Below are 21,406 nucleotides of genomic sequence, written 5' to 3'. Positions count from 1 at the left end.
TGTTAACTGAATTTTAACAGATCATTCATACCAAATACGCCACGGTTTTTAGCAGTCCACTCGGCAGCCATTACAGCACCTTGTGCAAAACCTTCTCTGCTGTGCGCAGTATGTTTGATCTCTATTGTATCGATTGGTGAATTGTAGAATACGGAATGCGTACCCGCTACGTTATCGATGCGTTTAGAAACGATCTCTAACTCATCACCATTTTCTGTAGGCTCATTTACCCATTTTGTTTTAGATGGATTCTGACTCATCAAACCTTCTGCAAGCGTGATTGCAGTACCGCTTGGTGCGTCTTTCTTTTCCGTATGATGAATCTCTTCCATTTCAATTGAGTACTCCGGAAATTTTTTCATCAGTCCGGCTAATACTTTATTTAAGTGGAAGAAAATATTTACACCAATGCTGTAGTTGGAAGCATAGAAAAATGAACCGTTGTTTTGACGGCAGATCTCATCCAATACAGGTTTTTTCTTTAACCAGCCTGTTGTACCTGAAACGATCGGTAAATTGTTTTCAATACAGTGACTGATATTTAAGAATGCACTTTCCGGTTGAGAGAATTCAATTGCAACATCGGCTACTGAGCCATTCAATGTTTTGATGTCTTCTTTATTATGAACATCAATGATAGCAGAAATGGTGTGTCCTCTTTCGATGGCAATACGTTCAATCGTTTTGCCCATTTTTCCATAGCCTATTAATGCAATTCTCATACGGAGTGCGTGGTATTTTTTAAGTAAAACTCGGGTACAATTCAGGTTATTTGAACCTTAACGAAAGGGTCAAACCTGTTGCAAGATGCGAATAATTCGTGGTATAAAAAAGTGGTTTTACCTTAAAGCTCAGGTTGTCATTTACATCGAATTCTTTTAGATGGGCATCCACATACGCATCTACAATATTGAGTGCGTAGACAGCAGAGAAGATCGCAATGTTCATATACATGTACCTGCGGGAATCATCCTGAAGCGTGCTTAATTGTGTGTGTGTTAAATGCTGTAAGTTATAACCATGGTAGCTCGTTTTGTTTAATGAATCAGCTCCATGTGCGGCATTCAGTGCTGCTTGGCCGTATTCGTTTGTTTCTTTATAATACTTTACCCCAAGATAAGCTGTTACACCCAATCCAATCCATACGATCGGTGCTTTCCAGTATTTGCGGTTGTAGATCTGTCCGGAGCCCGGTACCACAGCCGACATCAATGCAGCTCTGTTTGGACGGCGGTTCTCAATTTTTTTATTAGCTAATTCTTGTGCAGTAGGCGGGGGATCAATGGTATCCGATGCAACAGGTGGTGTTTGTTGCGGTACTTGCTGAGCCAGGCATGGTTCAGCAAGTACTACACACAATAAAAAGAATAAGAATGAAATGCCTTTCATTTGAAACATTAGAAATTCAATATCTCTAAAATGCGATTCAGATCTTCAGCAGAAACAAACGGAATCTTGATTTCACCTTTAAATTGTTTGTCGCTTTTCACCTGAATTTTAGTGCCGAAATGAGATGTTAATTTATTCTGTAAGCTTGTAATTTCTGCATTCGCAGCAGAAGCCGGTTTTGTTTCCGTTTTTGAATCGGTTGCTGTCGGTTTGTTCTGCATGTTGCGTACCAGTTCTTCAACGGCACGTACAGATAATTCTTCGCTTTTAATTTTATTTAAAACATACAATTGCTGTTCTACCTTTTCTAAACCAACAATCGAACGGGCATGTCCCATTGTGATGTCGTTATCACGTAAAGCAACCTGAATATCCGGTGGAAGTTTCAGTAAACGTACATAATTTGTTACAGTTGAACGGTTCTTACCAACGCGGTCTCCCAATTCTTCCTGTTTTAAATTACACTCCGTGATCATACGCTGATAACTGATGGCAATCTCGATCGGATTCAGGTTTTCACGCTGAATGTTCTCGATCAAAGCCATCTCCAGCATTTGCTGATCGTTCGCGGTACGTATGTATGCAGGAATCTTTGTTAAACCTGCAAGTTTAGAGGCACGCAAACGGCGCTCTCCGGAGATCAATTGAAATTGGTTGGGAGCTAATTGACGAACTGTGATCGGTTGAATGATACCTTGGATCTTAATCGATTCAGATAATTCTTTTAAGGCTTCGTCATTAAAATGAGAACGCGGCTGATAATTGTTTACTTCAATCTGATCAACAGGTATTTCATTTAGATTACTTGTAACAGCTGCGACAGCTTCAGCGGTATTTTTGCCTTTAACTGAATCCGCATCTTTTAACAAGGCACCTAAACCTCTACCCAACGCATTTCTCTTTATATTATTATTGTTACTCATCAGTCAAATTTCCTCTTAATAAAATACCTTATGCAACTACAATGCCATTTCGTACCAATACTTCCTGTGCCAGGCTCATGTAGCTTTGCGCGCCTTTGCTTTCCGCATCGTGAGCAATTACCGGAATACCAAATGATGGCGCTTCGCTTAAACGGATATTTCTTGGAATAAGTGTATCGAAGATCAATTCTTCAAAGTGTTTTTTTACTTCGTCTACAACCTGATTGGATAAACGCATACGTGAATCGTACATCGTCATCAATACACCTTCAATATTCAACTCCGGATTCAAATGCTCCTGAATAATTTCAATCGTAGATAATAATTTACCGATACCTTCAAGGGCGAAATATTCGCATTGAACCGGGATCAATACAGAGTCTGCAGCTGTTAAGGCATTCACAGTAATTAAACCAAGAGAAGGAGAGCAGTCTAAGATGATGAATTCATATTGATCCTTAATTTTAGCTAAGGTTTTTTTCATTCTGAATTCACGTTCTTCCAGATTGATCAATTCAATTTCGGCACCGGCCAAATCAATGTGAGAAGGCAATAGATCCAAATGATTGATCTCTGTTTGTATAATCAATTCAGCAGGATCAAAACCTTCAATCATACAGTCATAAATACCGCGTTCAACATCTCTCGGATTTACACTTAAACCGGAAGAAGAGTTTGCCTGTGGATCTGCATCCACTAAAAGCGTTTTATGCTCTAATGCAGCTAAACTTGCAGCTAAATTGATAGCGGTTGTCGTTTTTCCAACTCCACCTTTCTGATTCGCAATCGCAATGATCTTACCCATATTTTTGAAACTGTTTAAAATTGAAACGAAATGACCTTTTAGATTATTTCAGATTATACAAAGATAACATCTTATTGGATAGCGGGTGGTGGTAGAACTTCGAAGTTACCCTATTGTTATCAAGAATAATTGTGGATAACATGTGGATGATATAACCTAATAAACAAGAAACTAAGTGGTTAACTGAATTACTTATCCAACATACCAACATTGGAAGTATAACGTCTAAAAATCGAGTTTGATTCCGTGCGTGGAATTAATACTGTTAAGTTTAGTATTAAAAATAAAAGTCAGAGGTACATTGTAATGCATCCTCTGACTTTGTTTTTTGTTACTATTATAAATATAGCGATGTACTATGGTTTTTTAGTAAAAGTAGTCGTGTTGGTGAATGCAAGATTATTATCGTCTGTATCCGGATACGAAACCTTTAACGTAGTAGCATCAAGCTGTAAAATGGTCATATTGGTTACTTGTCCGGCAACGGTAGTAATAATGGTGGATTCAGAAGCATCGAAAACCCATGAAAAATTCCATCCGCCTGGTGCAACTGTTCCGCCACAATCTCCGGATACAGTGCCAACTTTGTTGGCCTTGAACGTATAATCAACATCTGTTTGGCAAATACTTTCCTGCGCATAAACATTGGTGCTTGAAGTTCCATCACCATCAACATCTACAGACTTGTCAGCAGTAGAGGCTGTGTACGTCCATGAATTAGCCATTAATAGAGTAGTTTTTGCTGAAGGTGTATTAGAATTTGAATTTGATGCAGCAGGTGCATCATCTTTTTTGCAGCTGGTAATAAATAATACTCCTGAAAGGAATACGATTGGAAAGATTATTTTTTTCATTTTTTAAAAATTGGTTAGATTAAACATGTTAGTCTATAAATATAAAAAAATAAACGCATAGTAGAACGTTCTAATATAATATAAATAAAATGCCCTACACTCGTTGAACAAGTGCAGGGCATTTTATTTATATTATTTATCTATAGTTTATTTTTTCTTCGTATTCTTATTGTACTGTTGTTGCTGCTCTCTTTGTTTCATCGCATCTTCCATACGTGCCATGAAACGGTTCTTTTTAGGAGCACCTCCAGTAGTATCACCGCTTAAGTTTTTATCTCTTGCAGCTTCTAATTGCAAACGCAACTGACCTTCATCTACAAAACGGCGGATGATCAATTGTTGTGCAATGGTTACTAAGTTTGAAACAAAATAGTAGAAGCTCAAACCTGCAGGGAAGGAGTTCAATACAAATAAGAAGATAACCGGCATTGCATACGACATGTATTTCATTGGTCCTGTTACAGTACTTACCTGATTATTTACCCATGTATAGACAAGTGTTGAAACAGTCATCAACAACGTAAACATACTTACGTGAGAACCATAGAATGGAATTGTGAACGGAAGTTTTGCAAACTCATCGTAACTTGACAGATCGGTTGCCCACCATAGAGATTCTCCACGCAAGTCAATTGCATTCGGGAAGAAACTAAACATCGCAAGTAAGATCGGCATTTGTAACAATACCGGAATACAACCGCTTAATGGATTAATGCCGAATTGTTTGTACACCTGCATCTGCTCCATTTGCATTGCTTGTTGATCGTCGCCATGCTTTGCTTTCAATTCATCTAATTCAGGTTTTAACGCCTTCATCTTTGCCATTGAAACAAACGACTTATAAGATAACGGAAGCAATACCGCTTTAATCAGTAATACTAAAATAACGATGATCAAACCGAAGCTGCTGAATACACCTTTCAATCCATCGAATACCGGGATTACTACAAAACGGTTGATCCAGCTGATCAATGGCCAGCCCAGGTTTACGTTCTTGTGATAATTTTCTACAGGTACTGCTTTACAGATCTTAAAATCATTTGGTCCGAAGTAGAAAGCATAAGAAGCTTTACCTGTAAGTACACTTGCCAATGGAAGTTGTAGCTGTGCTTCAAGTGCCTTGATATATTTCTCTGAATTAACAGGTGCATTTGGTATGCTGCTGTACATTGGATAAGATGTAACAGTTGCCGAAGGGATCGAACTTCCTTCACGAACAATAAATCCGCTGTTGAAGAATTTTTGTTTTAAAGAAATCCATTGAACGTTTGAAACAGTTTCAGTTTCTTTGTCTTTAGAGGCTTCTGTTAAATAGTCGAAACCATCTTCAGTAGCCATAAAATTAACAGTTGATTTTACACGTGCCTGTTCAGCATCGTATTCAATGCGTTCAACCTGCTCTCTCCAATCCAGTGTTAACGGTAGGTTTGGAAGTTCAGATCCAAAACCGTTTGCTTTCAGATTGTAATCAACAAGGAAACCTTCCGCACCTAAAGAATATGTGTGCTCAATTGTTTTGCCATTACCGGCATCTGTTTTGAACGTCACTACCTGCTTGTTGCCTTCTTTGCTTTCAATACCTGCATAGTATAATTTATATAGATCTACAGGTCGTTTGCTGGTGTTGATGATAAGCGACAACTGATTGTTTTCTTCATTGAATAAGAACAATTGTTTTTTATCCCAGGTAGAATAATTTTTTAGAAGAACCGATTTGATTGTACCGCCTAATGTTGAAAGGGTAACAACTACATCTTTGTTTTCAAGTTTATATTCTTTTGCTTCTCCAGACATAGCTGCAGCAAAATCACCGTATTCACGTTGTAACTGTGCTTTAACAGCAGTGTCAACAGATATTTCAACAGCTTTTGCTGTATCTTTTACTGTTTGTGTAATTGCAGGGGGAGTGGCAGCGGGTGTTTCCGGTGTTTGTGTTGACATGAAACCGAAGTACCCCAACATCAATACGGTAATCAAAGAAATACCGATAATCTGATTCTTATCCATTGGTAATTTGTAGTGTTATCTTTTTTAAAACCCTGCAAAGATACCATTTTATATATGATTTATGGATTTCCTTTCAGATAAAATGATGAGGGATAAGCGATTTGTAAATACTTAAAAATGAGACTTCTTATAGAATGAATGGGTTTTGTCCCTAAAAATAACATACGGGTAAAGTACAACTGATGCTTTCGCTTTTTTCTAACCTAACCACAAATCAACCTGTTGTTGTGTCTTTTCTGACCAACAACCCAGTGTTGTATAATGTTTTATCCTACCTTAACATCATTCTGTAGTGGGTTGTTGGCCGTTGGCGCAACAACGGGTTGAGTTCTGGTAAAGTATTTTTTTTCATTTTTTACTTGTGTAACTGAATGGTTACATATATATTTGTAACCATTCAGTTACATGAATACAAACCAATATGAGAAGAGATGTTTTTCAGGCAATAGCAGACCCTACCAGAAGGCAGATTATTAATCTGGTTGCGCATAAGCGATTAAATCTAAATGCCGTTGCAGATAATTTTGATATCAGTCGGCCCGCTATTTCAAAACATATTAAAATATTAACGGAATGCGGATTGATAACGGTGGAGCAGGAAGGGCGGGAACGCTATTGTTCTGCAACATTGGATAAGCTGAATGAAATTTCAGAATGGGTAGAACAATACCGTCAATTCTGGGAAGCAAAACTGGATAGTCTGGAAATGTATTTAAATGAACTTCAAAAAAATAAAAAAAATGTCAAGAGAAAAAAATAATTCAGATACTGCCGATCGTGAGCTGCGCATTTCACGTGTGCTGAATGCACCTATAGATCTGGTATGGGAAGTATTTACTACGCCTGAACACATTAAGAACTGGTGGGGGCCAAACGGATTTACCAATACCATTTCTACAATGGATGTAAAGCCGGAAGGTCTTTGGGAGTTGGTGATGCATGGTCCGGATGGTACCGATTATAAAAATAAAAGTGTCTATAAGGAAATTGAAAAGCCTACTAAAATTGTATTCGAACATGTAAGCGGACCTTTGTTTACAGCAACGATCACATTTGAAGCGCAGGGCGAAAAAACATTACTGAACTGGCATATGTTGTTTGAAACAAAAGAACAGTTTGAACAGGTCGTAAAAGTGTTTAAGGCAGACGAAGGGCTAAAACAAAATATTGTTAAACTGGAAAGTTATTTAACAGATCAATTAAAATAAACAACAATAACGATGGAGGACACTGTATTAGTAGTAGAGCGTACTTTTAAAGCTTCCGTATCTGTTATATGGAACGCATTGACGAATAAAGACGAAATGAAAAAATGGTATTTCGATCTGAAAGAATTTAAAGCTGAAATAGGTTTTACATTTGAGTTTGTGGGCGGACCGCCGGATGGCATACAATATACACACGTGTGTAAAGTAACCGAGGTGATCGTTGAACAAAAACTTACTTATAGTTGGCGCTACGAAGGTTACGAAGGAATTTCCTTTGTAACATTTGAATTATTTGATAAAGGAAATGAAACGTTATTACGACTTACGCACACTGGTATTGAAACATTTCCAAAACATCCGGACTTTGCACGCACTAATTTTGCTGCAGGCTGGGATCATATTATCAATACGTCGTTGAAGGGGTATCTGGAAAATTAAAAAGAATTCAATGGATGATCATGTACAATTACAGAGTTGTTGGCCGTTGGCACATCAACGTGTTGATTTGCGGTAGTTTTCGCCAAGAATCAATTTACATGATCGTCCCATTCTTTGCGCGTTGATGTGATCCAGTTTATGGTATAATAACGTTCAAACGCAATGCGTCCGTTCAAACCTTCCAGTTCATTTTTACTTATAGCCCAATTCAACCGGAAAAGAAAGTCTGCTTCATTTAACAGATCTGATACGGAACGTGTTTGCACATCTGCGATATACTCTGTCGGATCTCCCATGAATGGAGGCAAAAGAAGGAAGAGTGCATCAATATCAACCTCTTCAATAGGCATGGTTAAGTGTTCAACTTTATGAATCGACCATAACAACAACCAGATCGATTCGGCGCGCCAGGAAATAAGATTTATATCATCTTCTGTTAATGCAGGTTTTTCAAATAGTATTTTTTCAGAGGGGGATGTTTTTACCCATAAACCTTCTGTTTTTAAATATTCTAAGATCTCCGGCTGCAGTGCGTGTTGCGTTGCAATGCAGTTCAGATACGTCAGGATCATAATGCGCGCAGTGATTTCCTGTACAGTTCTTACTTTGATCACGTTTTCTTCTTCAATTGCAGGGAGTCCATCATACACAGGTATGCCAAGACTTTTCAAAAAAGTTTCCGTTTGCTGTTTCCGTTGTTGAGCTGTCATCGAGAGATTGTCTTTAGTCATTTATGCCTACAATATATAAAAGGTATTTTAATTAATATACAATTACGGAACATGGGAATCATGTAACATTCTCTTTCAGAAATGTATTTCGACAGAATTATTTTTCATTAAGTTCAAGTATCAAAAAATAGCTAATTATGGAAATGAAATTGATTGCGCGTGCAGAAATATTGATTGAGGCTTCGGTCCAAAAGGTATGGAACGCACTAACAGATCCGGAAGATATAAAAGAATATATGTTCGGAACAACCGTTGTTACAGATTGGAAAGAAGGCAGTCCGATTGTATGGAAAGGAGAATGGCAAGGAAAATCGTATGAAGATAAAGGAACCATTTTAAAATACGAATGGCCAACAACATTGCAATATTCGCATTACAGTCCGCTTACCGGAGCACCTGATCTTCCGGAAAATTATCATGCCGTTACCATTCATCTTGCTGAATTAGAAACAGGTGTGGAAGTAGTACTTATACAAGACAATAATACGTCGGAGAAAGAAAAGGAACATTCAGAAAAGAACTGGAAAACGATGCTTGAGGGGATGAAAAAATATGTTGAGGGTAAGTAATAGATTTTTACTTTGACCGAACGTTCCCTATATGTCAAATTCGAAAGGAATTGCTCTGGAGACTGTCGATTTGATTTTAGTTAATCAGATTTAAAATTATAATTACAACAGGTAAGAGTATCAGCGCAGACAGCCAGAATAATTTTATGGTTTTATTATGTGAGTCGATCAGTTGATTCAAACCTGCATTCTTTGTTCTGACAGAAATAGGTAAGGGTGTTCTGAACATGTATTTTCCAGCCATCCAATTGCCTCCTTTATTTCCAAGCCATAAGCCACCTAAATCTTCTTTGAAATTTTCTTTTGTTTTTTTTGCGTAATCATAGATCAGCGAATATTTACTTTGAGCTACGATCAAGAGTGCTATCAAATAAATAATTGTTCCGGATATGAGAATTCCTGTTAAGATTGTTGAGTTCATTGATTTTTTCTTAAATCTGTTATCCCATCGGTGTGCAGATCTCAATTAAAAAACCATCAGGATCTCTTACATAGGCTACTACTTGTCCCCAGGGTTTTGTCTTAGGTTTTTCAATCAATGTTGCACCTGCATCTACTGCAGACTCTATTGTTGCTTCCACATTGTCTGTTGTAAAACCGATCTCAATGGCAAATGGTTTTTGTGTTCTGCTACTCTCTATGAATCCATCTTTGAGATTTGTTTTAGCCAGACTTATTGCAGCAAAAGATAGGGTGGTGTCTCCTGTAACGATCTCTCCATAGCTGTTATCGGGCGCTATAAATCGTTGTTCAAAACCAAAAGCACTTGTGTAAAACTGAATTGTTTTTACTACGTCCTGAACGTATAATATGGTATAAGCAAATTTGATCATCTGTGTTGTGTTGTTACATTAAACGTAAAGTATAAAATATATTGGATAATTAAATGTGAAAAACATGTAATTCAAAATCATAAACGTGTAATCGTTTCTTTACTTTTTAAACTCAACTTTGAAATATAGATTATGAATCTTTCACAGCTAAAATATACGATTATGAACATGTTAAAACAATTCCCATTCATTATTTTCCTTTTATCTGCAAGTACTTCATTTGCAGGAGAGCAGGATACTTCTTCTTTTGCGGCTCCTGCATCACGATACGGCATTGGCAACTATAGATCACTTCGGGCACAGAAGGATGATGCGGATCTGAAGCATGTTGAGTTTGGTGTGCGCTACATGCCTACATTTTCATCCATGGATTTTAATACTTATGACAATGGAGTTGTAGAGGGAACTGTAACAATGAGCCAGGGATTTGGAGTTATGGTAGGGTTGAATTTTACAAAAAATATTGGGGTGCAAGGTGAAATAAATTATTACCAGGCGAATCAGCAATACAAAGACAGAAATTTTACGAACGATGTAACGGTTAATTATGTGAATATTCCGTTGTTGCTTTCTTTGAATACAAACAAAGCAGCGATGGTGAATTTGAATATTGTTGCCGGTCCGCAGTTTGGATTGAACGTAGGATCTAAATTTTCAAGTTCAGGAAATGAAAGTTCTGATACAGCAAGAGCAACAGTAGCATTGAAAAAAGGTGATATAGGTTTTGCGTATGGAGCAGGTCTGGAATTTGCGTTGAGCAAGAACCACAATATCAGACTGGATGTAGGTTACAGAGGCTTCTTTGGGTTGGTAGATATGGATGCTACTACAAACGATCAGGGAACGTATAATGTAGTTGTAAGTGCTTCAAGAAAAACATACGGCGGTTACGCAGGACTTACATTCCTATTCTAAGCGAATGTATTTAATAAAGGCCTTGTTTCTTATACGAAGCAAGGCCTTTATTTTTTTACTATAAATTGATAATAACCAAAGAACTTTCGTTCTAAAAAATATGCACCAAAAATTCCTGAAGGGACCTGCATATACAATTCATAAGGAATGATCTTTAATGCAAGAAGAAGTTTCGTCAACCACGGAAATTTTAATAAGCGCAGCGAAGCTTTTTGAAAAACGGTATAACTTGGTAGTACTGCGTTTGAATAATCTTTTTCAAACTCAAGTGTGATATCATTTGTTTTTACAGCATCATAGACTTCCTGTACTTCTTGAAATTTGTCTAATGCAAATCCCCAGCACGCAAGTCGGTATGCCAGCTGTTCATCCGGATTCAGGACACCATATTCAGAAGGGCTTTTTTCATAACCATCAAAGAGCACGATTCGTCCGTTTGGATTTAAACTTGCAGATAAATTTTTAAACAAGGATTTCAGATCTGAAGCATAACAAAACGTTTCGATACCAAAGATCACATCCGCGCGATACGCATGTACATCTTCATTGAAGTTGAATTTCTGAAAACTGAGATTCTTCAATCCTTTAGTTTCTGCTCTTTGTTTACCTACTTCTAAGTTCGCATCGGTAATGTCCATTGCTGTAAATTGAACATCAGGAAAAATTTCTGCCAGGTAAATGGAATTAAATCCGGAACCGCAGCCCAGTTCAACAATCGTTTTGTAATTGTGTGTACGGATCAGTTCTTCTACGGCACGGGCCTGGAAAAGTAATTTATAGGTGTGACGTTCGGTGTCTGTTAGTTTGATGGGAAGGTGCATGGCGCCTTCCGGCGAGTGATACCTTCTGTATACGTAACCGATTTTTTTATAGTAAGATGATACGGCAGAAGATGTAAACGTTTCATTCAATATCGAATCAAAAGATCGAATGCTGTTGAGCTTCTTCAGATAAGTTGTTAGGTTGGCCGTTGTAATTTTCATTGGTGTGGTTCAATGCAGCGAATGTACAAATGCAACTAGTTGTTATTCGTTGCCTGTGATGCCTTTGGGATTTGGCCCATATACATTGTTCCCGATTTGGCCATCTGCAAAAAGCATCCAAATACGATAGAACGGAATCAGTTGGAAAAATCCGCTCTTGCCCAGATCATGGCAGCGTTTCACGCCTTGTACAATAACAAACCAAACCATAGGAATTAATCCCAACGCTAAGATCGATCCAGGAATAGCACCGAACAGAATGAGTGTCATATAGATCCAGCCAATTAAAAAAATCAACATGACTACACTGATAAAGTATTCAGCTCTTCGGATGCGGCCGGTAATAGAAAATGGGTTTTTGAACATAGGTGTTGTTTTATCCGAATCAAGTTACGGTTATTTTAAATTTTTCCCTAATGCATTTACTAATTTCCCCGTTGTCGCAGCGTGTACCTAACCACGACTCAACCCGTTGTTGTGTCTTTTCTGACCAACAACCCAGCACACTATGGTGTTATATGTTACAGATTGAACATCATGCATAATCTGTTGTTGGCCGTTGATACAACAACAGATTATTACAGGAATAACTGTATATTTATCTCCGTATAAATTATTAGCAAACATTTATGAAAGAATATAGGATCGCAAAGGGCTGGACAATTTTTATGTACATCATGTCGCCTGTAATAATCGCACTTTTTGGGTGGTTTTTATTCCTGCCTTTATTGGACGAAAGTATGGGCTTAGAAGTATTGTGGTTTTCGGTGCCTATATCTCTTACCATGATCACAGTGGTGGTTCTAGGATTAATCGATACCATTAAAGGGAAATTTGTTATTGATACCGACCGGATCTATACAACCAATGTTTTTAACAAGCGCATGTTGTTGTTTAACGAGATCAAAGGGTTTCGTGTGGAAGATAAATACATCTTTGTGGAGTCGGCTGTAAAAAATAAGAAGCGCATTAAGATCAGCACGTATTATGGCAAGTGTGATGAGATTAAAGACTGGCTATACCAACATTATGATGATCTGGCAATCGTGAATATTTTGGCAGAAGAAAAAGTTATTCTGCAGGATGTGGAATTCGGCAGGAGTGTGGAAGAGCGCGAAAGTAGGTTACTTAAGGCTCGGAAAATCTGTATGGTCCTGACCATTGCATCTATTGTAGTTGGACTATGGGCTTTTATCTGGCCGTATCCATATGGCATCGTAATGACTGCTTTAGTGGCATTTCCGTTAATTGCGATACTTCTTGTGAAAACATCGAACGGACTTATCCGTTTGGAAGATAAAAAAGATAGTGCCTATCCAAGTGTAATGCTAAGCATTGCTATACCAGGCTTTATGTTGCTCTTCCGTTCTTTGCTCGATTATAATCTGCTTGATTATTCAAACACCTTTCTTCCTGCTATACTTACAGCAATTTTTTTGAGCGCGATTGGCTATGTTGGAAATAAAGAATTTAGTGCTGAAAAAGTAAGTGGTTATTTGAGTACTATAGGCATAGCAGTATTTATTTTCTGCGCAAGTTATGGCGGACTGATCTTTTTGAACTGTTACTACGATCAGAGTGCTGAACAGATCTTTCCTGCACAGGTGTTAAGTAAACGGGAAAGCTCCGGGAAACATACTTCCTATTATGTTGAACTCGCAGCATGGGGCGAACAGAAAGAAGCAGAAGAAGTCAGCATTTCATCTGATCTGTATGAACAATTTGAAAAAGGGGATATCGCTTTGGTTTATTTAAGAAAAGGGTTATTTGATATTCCATGGTTTGAAGTAGATAAAAAGCATTGATATCGATTTATCAATTCGCATTTTCGATAAAATAAATTATCCATCACCAACTCCTTTATACATGTATTTGTATAAAGGAGTTGGTGTTAATAGGCATACCTAACAACGGGTTGAGCTGTGGTTAGGAAACAATTGTAATGTATTTACAAATGCTTTATGTTTTTTTGCCCACTCCAGAAACATACAACGATTTTCAAAAAAGATGCAACAAGTCCGGTTACAGTATTTTTACCTTTGACATGTTATTATCACAGCACGTGTTGAAGTGATGATATATACAAACAGCGAGCAAGACCGTAGCTATGGCGGGATCACTATTGTATAAAATGTTTTCAACTAACTAACTATAACAATTATGAAAAAAGTTTACGCAAGTTTTTGTCTTTTACTGGCAGCTTCTGCATTACAGGCACAGGTAACCATTGGTCCAAAAATAGGATTGAATGTGAATTATGAAAGTTTAAAATTCTCAGGTGATTTTGCCGGTACCGATGTTAAATCGCATACAGCGAAAGTTGGCTACCAGGCTGGTGTGGCCATCAATTTTAAAACATCAGATTATTTTTCCATTCGTCCGGAAGTACTATATAATATAATGGGTGGAGAAACGAAGTTTGGTGATAATGATGGTAATACAAACACAATCAAAAATACCTACAATTATTTATCTATTCCGTTGAATTTTGTTGCTACATTTCCTGCAGGTCCGGGTAAATTTAATGTATTCATAGCTCCTCAATTCAGTCTTGGCTTAAATGGTAAGTATTCACAAACATCCGATTCTTCCGGAATATTTATTGCTACACAGTATAAGCAAAATGGTTCTTTGCAACCTGGCGAAACACCATCCAATCACACTGGAGATACAAGATATTTTAATCAGATGAGCTGGGGTATCAATTATGGTCTAGGTTATCAGGTAGGTGGATTGTTGTTTACAGGTCAATACCACATGGGTTTGACGAATACACAACCGCATTATCAAGACTCTAACTGGGAATCACACAGAGGTGATATCACTTCAAAAAATTATGGTTTCACAATCGGACTAACGTATTTCTTCGGTGATACAGACGATGAATAGGTTTTAGGTAGTTTATTCGATTCAGGGAAAGAGCGCTCTTATTTTTAAGAGCGCTCTTTTTTTTTATAGAAGTGTGAAGAAGGTGGAAGAAACCTTATTAATAAAATAAACAGAATAGATACAGAATCGTTTTTGTATTTGATAGTGACACTTTTGGGTGTCATTCGTAACATCATTCTTTATCTTTAATTAAACTGTTTATGCATCGCATACTTTTCTTCCTGATTGTATTTTTTTATATAGCAACGACAGCGCAGCTACATGCTCAGACTCCGGTTAAAAAAGACAGCATCAAAGAACCTTTTACAAAAACAATGTATGCGAGGTTTATGCCTTTGGGGATCTATACAGGTGCAGGATATCCGGTAAACAGAATTACACAAAATATTGAAATCGGAAAATCATTTGGAATGATCGATGCCGGAGTGGTATATGGGAAAACAGCAATAAAGGATACTTCCGGAAACGGTACACATTACCTCGAAGCGAAAGTTACTATGGATGTTTGTCAGTACGGTATTTTTTCAAATGAAATGACGATCGGTGCCGGAGGTGTATTCAATTCAAAAAATTATTTAATGCTTGAAATTTCTTATACCATCTACGGACAGTTTTGGGATAAATGGGGGATCGGAATTATTACCGGATTTTATGACTTTAGCGGAAATACAACAGATGCTTCACATAATATGTTTGGTTTGTATCTACGTTATGGATTGCCACGGCCTGAGAATGGTGGCTTGATTAATATCGGACGTATGTCACGCACGCATCTGCATCGATAGAAATGTAAATAAAATCTTATTCTTATCGTATTATCTGAACCCAACCGTTATTAATGGATGTGTTTTTGAATTTTATTACATAATAATATATTCCATCCGACACATCATTACCATTCCAGTTATTCAGGTAAGCAGTGTTATGATATATGAGCGATCCCCAGGTGTTATAAATAGCCAACTCATAATCACCGTGGCCATAACAATCAATGTTGAACGTTTCATTCATAGCATCTCCATTGGGTGTTATTAGATTAGGTATTTTCGCACCGGCGCAACATACGTTTAGTGTAATATTTTCATTTGTTGTTCCACAAACATTTTTAATAATAACAGCATAATATCCCGGATCATTGATTGTGTATACCGAATTTGTTGAACCATCCTGCCACAAATAACTTGCACCATCTGTTGTAGCATTAAATGTCATAATTTCTCCTGAGCAGATCGTTGTATCAGTTCCGAAGCTAAATGCAGCAGGTTTGTTTACTGTGACGAGCAGCGTGTCATAAAAATTACCGCAGCCATTTGAAATTTCTATGGAGTACTTTCCGGTTTTATCAATGGTATAGGTAGGATTTGTTGAACCGTCTTGCCATAGATAACGGGCATGTTGAGTTGTTGCGTCAAAGAAAATCGTTTCGCCTTTGCAGATTGTTGTGTCTTTTCCAAGCGTAAGTGTAGGTAAGGTATCTACGATGACTTCAAAGGTAGATGTTTCACCGCAGGTATAATGTGCTATGTAGCTTGTCGTAATTTGAGGAGATGCGATCAATGTGGATGTATTTGAAAGGATGGTATTGGGATCGCTTGCCAATGACCAGCTATCAATATATTTATCGTAGTTAATAGTGATGGAATTCCCTTTACAGATACTGGTTGAACTATCTTTGGGGTTACAGCCATATTCTACCAAAACATCATCAATGTAATAATAGGAACCGGCTATAATAGGGACGATAGCTAGAAGTGTTGAAGAAGTGCTTACATCATCGTTGAAATTACCAATGGTTAAATATCGTGCGGCAGTAGTAGCAGTAAATGTTCCGGATATTTTAACCCAATTATCTATATCAGTAATAACATTATTACTTTTTATTTGTGGCGTAAATGGTATAACTCCATAATCGAATGTGCTGATTTGTGTATCCGAAAAAGCCATGCCTATATTGTTGCATCCATATGTAGCGAAATCTGCAGCAGAGACGTACATTTCTGCATAATATTTTTTTCCTATAATAAGTGGGTGTGTTAATTTTACCTGAAGGTATTCTCTGTAACCGTAAGAAGGACTTGGGTATGCTGTATAGGGAATAATTGCACACATGACATTTCCAGTTCTGGGGGCTTGAGGACCTAGTCCAAGATAAGGACAACTACTCGTATATATATCGCTTGTTCCATCAGTAGGCATTATCCAATTTTGCATGTTATTACTAAATTGTTCCTTAGTCTGAATAATATCACAAGGAGGATCGCCAGTTGCATTTTCAAAACTTGGATTCGGAACAAGGTTTTGACTCCTTGCTTGAAAAAGAATAAAAAGAAATAAAAGAAGTATATATATTCTTTTGAAAAACATGTTCATGTTGTTAAAAGCACAATGTACGACTTTCTTGATAAATTTTTAGCGTTGTGTGCCTCCACCGCATCGGATCTGATCGTTAACCTAATATTCTGTGGTCTAAATATATAAAATTAGATATAATGGTATAACAAATTTTGCATCAAACAACCTTTTTTGAAAGTACGATCATGTGATTGCATCTGATTCCATTATCATATAAAGGTTCGTCGTAATGCGTGTCAACAAAATGCTTAATGATGTAATCAAATTCAAAACCCATTTTTTGATACAGATAAAGCGGACCTATGTTGGGTGTAGAAGTGGCAACAAGTATGGTTTTGTATCCCTTGTTGTTTGCAAGTTCAAAAACATGCTGTATAATTTTTGTGCCAATTCCTTTTCCCTGGAGAGCTTCGGCGACAGCAAGATTTTTTATTTCAGTGGTATCCGTATTAATTGCTACAAGCACACATACACCTATAGTTGTATTATCCTGAACTGCAATATACGTGTCGCCTTTAGACATATATAAGTCAACAAGCTTCTTAGAAGGATCTGCATCTAAAAGCAATTCATAGGGGATAACATCTTCTTTCGTTAAAAGTCGGAATAACATCTGCGTTTATTTTTCGTGTTCCTGTAATTTCATTTTTAAAATCGGATAATCATTTCCTTCTGCATCTTTCTCTGATCTGTCATAGGTAATGAATCCGAATTTAGAATAAAATTTAATTGCATCTGCGTTTTGCTCATTTACATTGACTTTGTTTGCGTGTAATTCTTCCAAAGCAAAGTGCATAAGCTTTGTTCCCAATTTTTGCCCGATATAATCCGGATCCAGAAACAAGGTTTCTATAACCCGGTCTTCAACACCCAAAAATCCGAGTACCTTATTTTCTGAAATCAGACAGTATACCGAATAGGAATAAAAGTCAATTTGTTTTACGAGTTCTTTCAAGCGGTTCACTTCTGCAGAACTGACAAAATGATGGGTTGCCCGAACAGACCGTTCCCAAACGGAGATCATTTGTTCTCTGTATGTTTGCTCATATGGTTTTATTTCCATTATTCTTTTAATTGTAACTACTTGCAATATGCAAGCACAAAGATAAATATATCTACTTGTAAATTGCAAGTGATTTTAAAATATTTTACTTTTGTAGTATGGGAGCTCAAAAAAGAAAATCGGATTGTCCGATAAATTATGCATTAGAATTGTTTGGAGATCGATGGACCTTGCTAATTGTCCGCGATATGATGCTTAAGGGAAAACATTCTTATGGGGAGTTTTTAAAATCTGAAGAAAAAATTGCAACAAATATTTTAGCGGACAGGTTGGCATTGCTTGAAGAGGCTGAAGTCGTGATCAAACTACCGGATCCTGCACACGGTTCTAAATACATTTACAAGCTTAGTCAAAAGGGGATTGACCTATTGCCTGTTTTGGTTGAACTCATTATGTGGAGCGCGAAGTACGATCCGGATAGTACCGTTGAAAAGAAATTTGTAACTCAGGTGAAGAAGAATAGAGAAACGCTTTTAAAAGAAATTTCCAGTCGTTTGAAAGAGGAACTTGCTGCCTGAACATCATGCTATGCCGTCCCGCTGGGGCTTTATTTACAAGGTATTTACCAGCCCGTCACCAGTAAATTACGTGCTGCCTGCACACTGCACTTTTGATATTTGGAATAGGCAAGTGCAGCACGTGTTCGGATAGCTTCGTTTGTTTCCTTGTTTACATAACCTGTGATGGCATCATGAATGGTATATGCTTCAGGACACATCAGTCCTGTAGTCCAGACAAGCGGATTTACATTGGCTGCTTTTAAATGCGTTGTAAAATAAGATTTGCTGTAGCAGGCAAGAATGATCACATCGCGTTTTTGCTTGTCGGTATTTTGAAAGGTTTCTGTCAGCTTGAAATCCATCAAGCCATCGTGACCGATATAGGCTATGAGTTTTGAATTGCCTGCGATGCCTATCACTTTATTATTTACATGTAGTGTATCTTTCAATTGACCGGAACTGCTGCGAAGGAATTCTTCTGTACAGTGTTTGATGTATTTTCCGTTGTATGCATCTGCGATCAGGTAATAGTTTTTCGTAGCATGTTTAAAAATGATGCGTTCGAATAGCAGCGAATCGATCTTTTGTGTCTTAACCAATTTCCATTCTGTGCTGTTCTTAAAATAGGTACGAATACCAAAGCCACAGCCCCAGTACAAATTGTTATGTGCATCCTGTCCGTTACCAATCTTTGCTGGTACGGGAACAATACCTTGATATTTATTATCACACAACGCAACAAAAATATGTATAGTCTTGGATGTGGTATCGAACTGGGTGATGTTCTTTGGTAGAGCGCTGCTGTTTGTTGATACAGACGTATTAATTTTTTCTGTTGTCTGAGATTGGCAACTTAAAAATGTGAAGGAGAGTAGGAGGGTAAGGAGGTTTTTCATCATTTAATGTTTTTATCAACTTATTCCTTTACCATCAACTCTGCATTTGTTGTCCAGAGTGCGAAGTAAGGGTATGGTGCATCTGTTCTTTTTAAAAGCGTTAAAAATGATCTATTAAAGATCATCTTTTTGGGTTTGGGTTTTTCAGTATTTTCATCAGGACCATCTGCTGCTACTTCAATTACTGCTTCACTTTCGATCTCTGCACCTGCCTCATCTAACATAAAAGCTGTTCGTTGCCATACTTTGTCGATCGAGTAGGTTTGTGTACTTGCTTGAAAGGACTTACCTTCTAGTGTTTTGTAATTTGTCTCTATGTTGAAATTAAACTTCGGAATGATAAGTTCATCTTCCTCTGAAAAATAATATTTCCACTGTGTTTTATTAGATAATCGTTCTTTATTTCCAAGAACTGTGAGACGTTGTATTTCTGCATGCATCTCCTTAAGTGAATGAAACTTTTTATCCGATTGAAACAACAGGATCTCATGTTCTTTGTCTTTGGGAAGCAGCTTGATAATGAAATTAGCATCGTTTTTATAGTATACAATTTTAATGATGGGGGTAAGATCTTCATTATTACCGATCATTCCGAAGGACGCAACTTTTTGTTTATTAAAAATAAGCTTGTTTGTAAAGCTTTGTAATTTGAATTCAAAGGGTAAGGATTTGGTGAATTCTGCTCGTGTTTTGATTGAGAAACCATCTACCTCACCGCTCGCTTCATATTCATTGTTTTGCAGCACATTCAGAAATGACTTTGAATTGTTCAATGTTTGCAGATCATAAAAATCCGGATTGATGATGAAAGGATGATTGATTAGTTTGCGTACTTCGTCCCAGGCGTATAAAAGTGTCACACAATAAACCGCATTGGTATCGCTGTTGATTGAATGTTCAAGTGTAGGTAAAAAGGAAGTCTTTTTATATTCAGATAATTTTTTGACTTCTGCGAACTCTCTGTTATTGCAGCTCCATATCGTAAATAGGAATAATATAAGCGATACAATGGATATGTGTTTTTTCATGTGTTGTTGGTGTTTCCGATAACTCTAATTTATTGTACATATAATCCCGTAGGGATGAAATATAGGTAGAAAAAAATAAAAAGAGAGAACAAACGCACAAGTCCCATCGGGACGCTATGTTGTTTGACGTTAGTCGCTCCTTGACGGAGCTCCGTGCGTAATGTTTCTCAACTGTATTTTTTCTACAGATATATCGCCCCGCTGGGGCTTTATTTTACAGGGTTGTTGGCCGTTGGCACAACAACGGGTTGAGTCGTGATTAGGATAAAGATGAAAATATCAACGCTGGTATCATTTACTCAATCTTAAACTTAACGCTCACCTCCACTTCAACTTTGATCTTTTCAAATTGGATCTCAACTTTAGGACTGGTAGCGTAGTGTGATGATGATGATTTGCGTACTTGCATCGCTGAGACTGAATTCACGGTATAATCTTTATAGCTATCGGATATATAAATGGCTGCACCTAATTTTTGGTTCAGCGGCTTCGTCATTGCTTCACCTAATTTCCGTGCTTTGAATACAGCTTTAGATTTAAGTTCAACTTTTAACTCTTCTATTTTTGAATATTCGACTTTAGCTAAATCAACATTGGAGATACCTAAATTTTCCAGCTCAATAAGTGCCATACCGGCCGTTTGCGCATTACTTACGATCAGGTAGTATGATTTGCTTTTTAATATATCCTGACTTTTTATAAAGTATTTTTTGAAATTACTGGATACATCGGATAAGAACAATTGCTTTTCAATATCGATGCCGATGGATTTAAATTTTTCGATCATTTGATTTTCTAATTCTTCTACAGAGATTTTTCCTTTGGTATCTTTTTCTGTAATTAAAATGCTCAGATAAATTCTATCCGGAGTAACGAATGTATCTACTGTTACAACGGTTTCCAGATATGGCTGATCGATGAAGTTTTTAGTCTGTGCAAAGGAAAAACCAGCGATGCTTAAAAAAAGTATACATAAAATATTTTTCATAGGAGTAGGGGAATAGATTGAACAAAATTTGAGTT

General features: G+C 37.2%; 26 protein-coding genes. 9 read left to right on the top strand and 17 right to left on the bottom strand.

The features are described 5' to 3' along the window. Window positions 1–2 precede the first annotated feature (2 nt). The 6 genes from dapB to yidC all read right to left on the bottom strand — a co-directional run bounded on the left by dapB (window position 3) and on the right by yidC (window position 5,978). Complete coding sequence (dapB, locus tag A3EE_RS0104440) at window positions 3–722, bottom strand: 4-hydroxy-tetrahydrodipicolinate reductase (RefSeq protein ID WP_018342235.1); 720 nt, start codon at window positions 720–722, stop codon at window positions 3–5. A gap of 46 nt (window positions 723–768) precedes the next feature. Next, a complete protein-coding gene (locus A3EE_RS0104435) occupies window positions 769–1,389 on the bottom strand; it encodes a DUF5683 domain-containing protein (RefSeq protein ID WP_157446886.1) in 621 nt (206 codons plus the stop codon). Window positions 1,390–1,397: 8 nt separating this feature from the next. Continuing rightward, window positions 1,398–2,312, bottom strand: a complete 915-nt coding sequence (locus A3EE_RS0104430; protein WP_018342233.1) for a ParB/RepB/Spo0J family partition protein — start codon at window positions 2,310–2,312, stop codon at window positions 1,398–1,400. A 28-nt stretch (window positions 2,313–2,340) separates the two neighbouring features. Beyond that, on the bottom strand, window positions 2,341–3,117 hold the full coding sequence (locus A3EE_RS0104425) for a ParA family protein (RefSeq protein ID WP_018342232.1): 777 nt from the start codon (window positions 3,115–3,117) through the stop codon (window positions 2,341–2,343). 356 nt (window positions 3,118–3,473) lie between these two features. Next, window positions 3,474–3,971, bottom strand: a complete 498-nt coding sequence (locus A3EE_RS0104420) for a hypothetical protein (RefSeq protein ID WP_018342231.1) — start codon at window positions 3,969–3,971, stop codon at window positions 3,474–3,476. Window positions 3,972–4,118: 147 nt separating this feature from the next. Continuing rightward, on the bottom strand, window positions 4,119–5,978 hold the full coding sequence (yidC, locus tag A3EE_RS0104415) for a membrane protein insertase YidC (protein WP_018342230.1): 1,860 nt from the start codon (window positions 5,976–5,978) through the stop codon (window positions 4,119–4,121). A gap of 421 nt (window positions 5,979–6,399) precedes the next feature. On the opposite strand from yidC, the gene A3EE_RS0104410 reads away from it, so the two are divergent. From A3EE_RS0104410 to A3EE_RS0104400, 3 genes are read left to right on the top strand one after another with little or no spacing between them, the layout of a single operon-like run. After that, window positions 6,400–6,738: an ArsR/SmtB family transcription factor gene (locus A3EE_RS0104410; protein WP_018342229.1), complete on the top strand. Its 339-nt coding sequence runs from the start codon at window positions 6,400–6,402 to the stop codon at window positions 6,736–6,738. Then, window positions 6,719–7,186 (top strand): SRPBCC family protein, encoded by a 468-nt coding sequence (locus A3EE_RS0104405; RefSeq protein WP_018342228.1) that lies wholly within the window; start codon window positions 6,719–6,721, stop codon window positions 7,184–7,186. The genes A3EE_RS0104410 and A3EE_RS0104405 overlap by 20 nt, the downstream gene beginning before the upstream one ends. 12 nt (window positions 7,187–7,198) lie before the next feature. Further along, window positions 7,199–7,624 (top strand): SRPBCC family protein, encoded by a 426-nt coding sequence (locus tag A3EE_RS0104400; RefSeq protein ID WP_018342227.1) that lies wholly within the window; start codon window positions 7,199–7,201, stop codon window positions 7,622–7,624. 89 nt (window positions 7,625–7,713) lie between these two features. Here A3EE_RS0104400 and A3EE_RS0104395 read toward each other — a convergent pair whose 3' ends face one another. Beyond that, window positions 7,714–8,334 (bottom strand): DUF4272 domain-containing protein, encoded by a 621-nt coding sequence (locus A3EE_RS0104395; protein WP_018342226.1) that lies wholly within the window; start codon window positions 8,332–8,334, stop codon window positions 7,714–7,716. A 158-nt stretch (window positions 8,335–8,492) separates the two neighbouring features. On the opposite strand from A3EE_RS0104395, the gene A3EE_RS0104390 reads away from it, so the two are divergent. Next, window positions 8,493–8,924 (top strand): SRPBCC family protein, encoded by a 432-nt coding sequence (locus A3EE_RS0104390; protein ID WP_018342225.1) that lies wholly within the window; start codon window positions 8,493–8,495, stop codon window positions 8,922–8,924. 76 nt (window positions 8,925–9,000) lie between these two features. On the opposite strand, the gene A3EE_RS0104385 is transcribed toward A3EE_RS0104390, so the two are convergent. Together A3EE_RS0104385 and A3EE_RS0104380 are read right to left on the bottom strand one after the other, a co-directional pair. Further along, window positions 9,001–9,345 (bottom strand): hypothetical protein, encoded by a 345-nt coding sequence (locus A3EE_RS0104385; RefSeq protein WP_018342224.1) that lies wholly within the window; start codon window positions 9,343–9,345, stop codon window positions 9,001–9,003. Between the two features lie 19 nt (window positions 9,346–9,364). After that, window positions 9,365–9,757 (bottom strand): VOC family protein, encoded by a 393-nt coding sequence (locus A3EE_RS0104380; protein ID WP_018342223.1) that lies wholly within the window; start codon window positions 9,755–9,757, stop codon window positions 9,365–9,367. Window positions 9,758–9,919: 162 nt separating this feature from the next. Between A3EE_RS0104380 and A3EE_RS0104375 the strand changes: the two genes are divergently transcribed. Then, window positions 9,920–10,672: a porin family protein gene (locus A3EE_RS0104375; protein WP_157446885.1), complete on the top strand. Its 753-nt coding sequence runs from the start codon at window positions 9,920–9,922 to the stop codon at window positions 10,670–10,672. 47 nt (window positions 10,673–10,719) lie between these two features. Here the strand turns inward: A3EE_RS0104375 and A3EE_RS0104370 are convergent, their stop codons facing one another. Then, window positions 10,720–11,655, bottom strand: coding sequence for a class I SAM-dependent methyltransferase (locus A3EE_RS0104370; protein WP_018342221.1), 936 nt, complete (start codon window positions 11,653–11,655; stop codon window positions 10,720–10,722). A gap of 42 nt (window positions 11,656–11,697) precedes the next feature. Then, complete coding sequence (locus A3EE_RS0104365; protein WP_018342220.1) at window positions 11,698–12,021, bottom strand: DUF805 domain-containing protein; 324 nt, start codon at window positions 12,019–12,021, stop codon at window positions 11,698–11,700. Window positions 12,022–12,284: 263 nt separating this feature from the next. Here A3EE_RS0104365 and A3EE_RS0104360 point away from each other — a divergent pair, with 263 nt between their 5' ends. The 3 genes from A3EE_RS0104360 (at window position 12,285) to A3EE_RS19975 (ending at window position 15,329) form a co-directional block, all read left to right on the top strand. Next, on the top strand, window positions 12,285–13,460 hold the full coding sequence (locus A3EE_RS0104360) for a hypothetical protein (RefSeq protein WP_026209592.1): 1,176 nt from the start codon (window positions 12,285–12,287) through the stop codon (window positions 13,458–13,460). 355 nt (window positions 13,461–13,815) lie between these two features. Then, window positions 13,816–14,544, top strand: a complete 729-nt coding sequence (locus A3EE_RS0104355) for a porin family protein (protein WP_018342218.1) — start codon at window positions 13,816–13,818, stop codon at window positions 14,542–14,544. Window positions 14,545–14,744: 200 nt separating this feature from the next. Beyond that, window positions 14,745–15,329 (top strand): hypothetical protein, encoded by a 585-nt coding sequence (locus A3EE_RS19975; RefSeq protein WP_018342217.1) that lies wholly within the window; start codon window positions 14,745–14,747, stop codon window positions 15,327–15,329. 22 nt (window positions 15,330–15,351) lie between these two features. On the opposite strand, the gene A3EE_RS0104345 is transcribed toward A3EE_RS19975, so the two are convergent. The 3 genes from A3EE_RS0104345 to A3EE_RS0104335 all read right to left on the bottom strand — a co-directional run bounded on the left by A3EE_RS0104345 (window position 15,352) and on the right by A3EE_RS0104335 (window position 17,959). Next, complete coding sequence (locus A3EE_RS0104345) at window positions 15,352–16,755, bottom strand: T9SS type B sorting domain-containing protein (protein ID WP_157446884.1); 1,404 nt, start codon at window positions 16,753–16,755, stop codon at window positions 15,352–15,354. Between the two features lie 298 nt (window positions 16,756–17,053). After that, window positions 17,054–17,509, bottom strand: coding sequence for a GNAT family N-acetyltransferase (locus A3EE_RS0104340; protein ID WP_018342215.1), 456 nt, complete (start codon window positions 17,507–17,509; stop codon window positions 17,054–17,056). Window positions 17,510–17,515: 6 nt separating this feature from the next. Continuing rightward, a complete protein-coding gene (locus A3EE_RS0104335; protein ID WP_018342214.1) occupies window positions 17,516–17,959 on the bottom strand; it encodes a GNAT family N-acetyltransferase in 444 nt (147 codons plus the stop codon). 98 nt (window positions 17,960–18,057) lie between these two features. Between A3EE_RS0104335 and A3EE_RS0104330 the strand changes: the two genes are divergently transcribed. Further along, a complete protein-coding gene (locus A3EE_RS0104330) occupies window positions 18,058–18,477 on the top strand; it encodes a winged helix-turn-helix transcriptional regulator (RefSeq protein WP_018342213.1) in 420 nt (139 codons plus the stop codon). A 44-nt stretch (window positions 18,478–18,521) separates the two neighbouring features. Here A3EE_RS0104330 and A3EE_RS0104325 read toward each other — a convergent pair whose 3' ends face one another. The 3 genes from A3EE_RS0104325 to A3EE_RS0104315 form a co-directional block, all read right to left on the bottom strand. Next, window positions 18,522–19,358, bottom strand: a complete 837-nt coding sequence (locus A3EE_RS0104325; protein WP_211208920.1) for a hypothetical protein — start codon at window positions 19,356–19,358, stop codon at window positions 18,522–18,524. A 17-nt stretch (window positions 19,359–19,375) separates the two neighbouring features. Continuing rightward, window positions 19,376–20,383, bottom strand: coding sequence for a hypothetical protein (locus A3EE_RS0104320; protein ID WP_018342211.1), 1,008 nt, complete (start codon window positions 20,381–20,383; stop codon window positions 19,376–19,378). Between the two features lie 295 nt (window positions 20,384–20,678). Beyond that, window positions 20,679–21,371: an SIMPL domain-containing protein gene (locus A3EE_RS0104315; RefSeq protein ID WP_018342210.1), complete on the bottom strand. Its 693-nt coding sequence runs from the start codon at window positions 21,369–21,371 to the stop codon at window positions 20,679–20,681. Window positions 21,372–21,406: the final 35 nt, after the last annotated feature.

It is taken from the genome of Cytophaga aurantiaca DSM 3654, assembly GCF_000379725.1.
Lineage (GTDB): Bacteria > Bacteroidota > Bacteroidia > Cytophagales > Cytophagaceae > Cytophaga > Cytophaga aurantiaca.
This window is presented reverse-complemented; position numbering and strand designations above follow the sequence as displayed.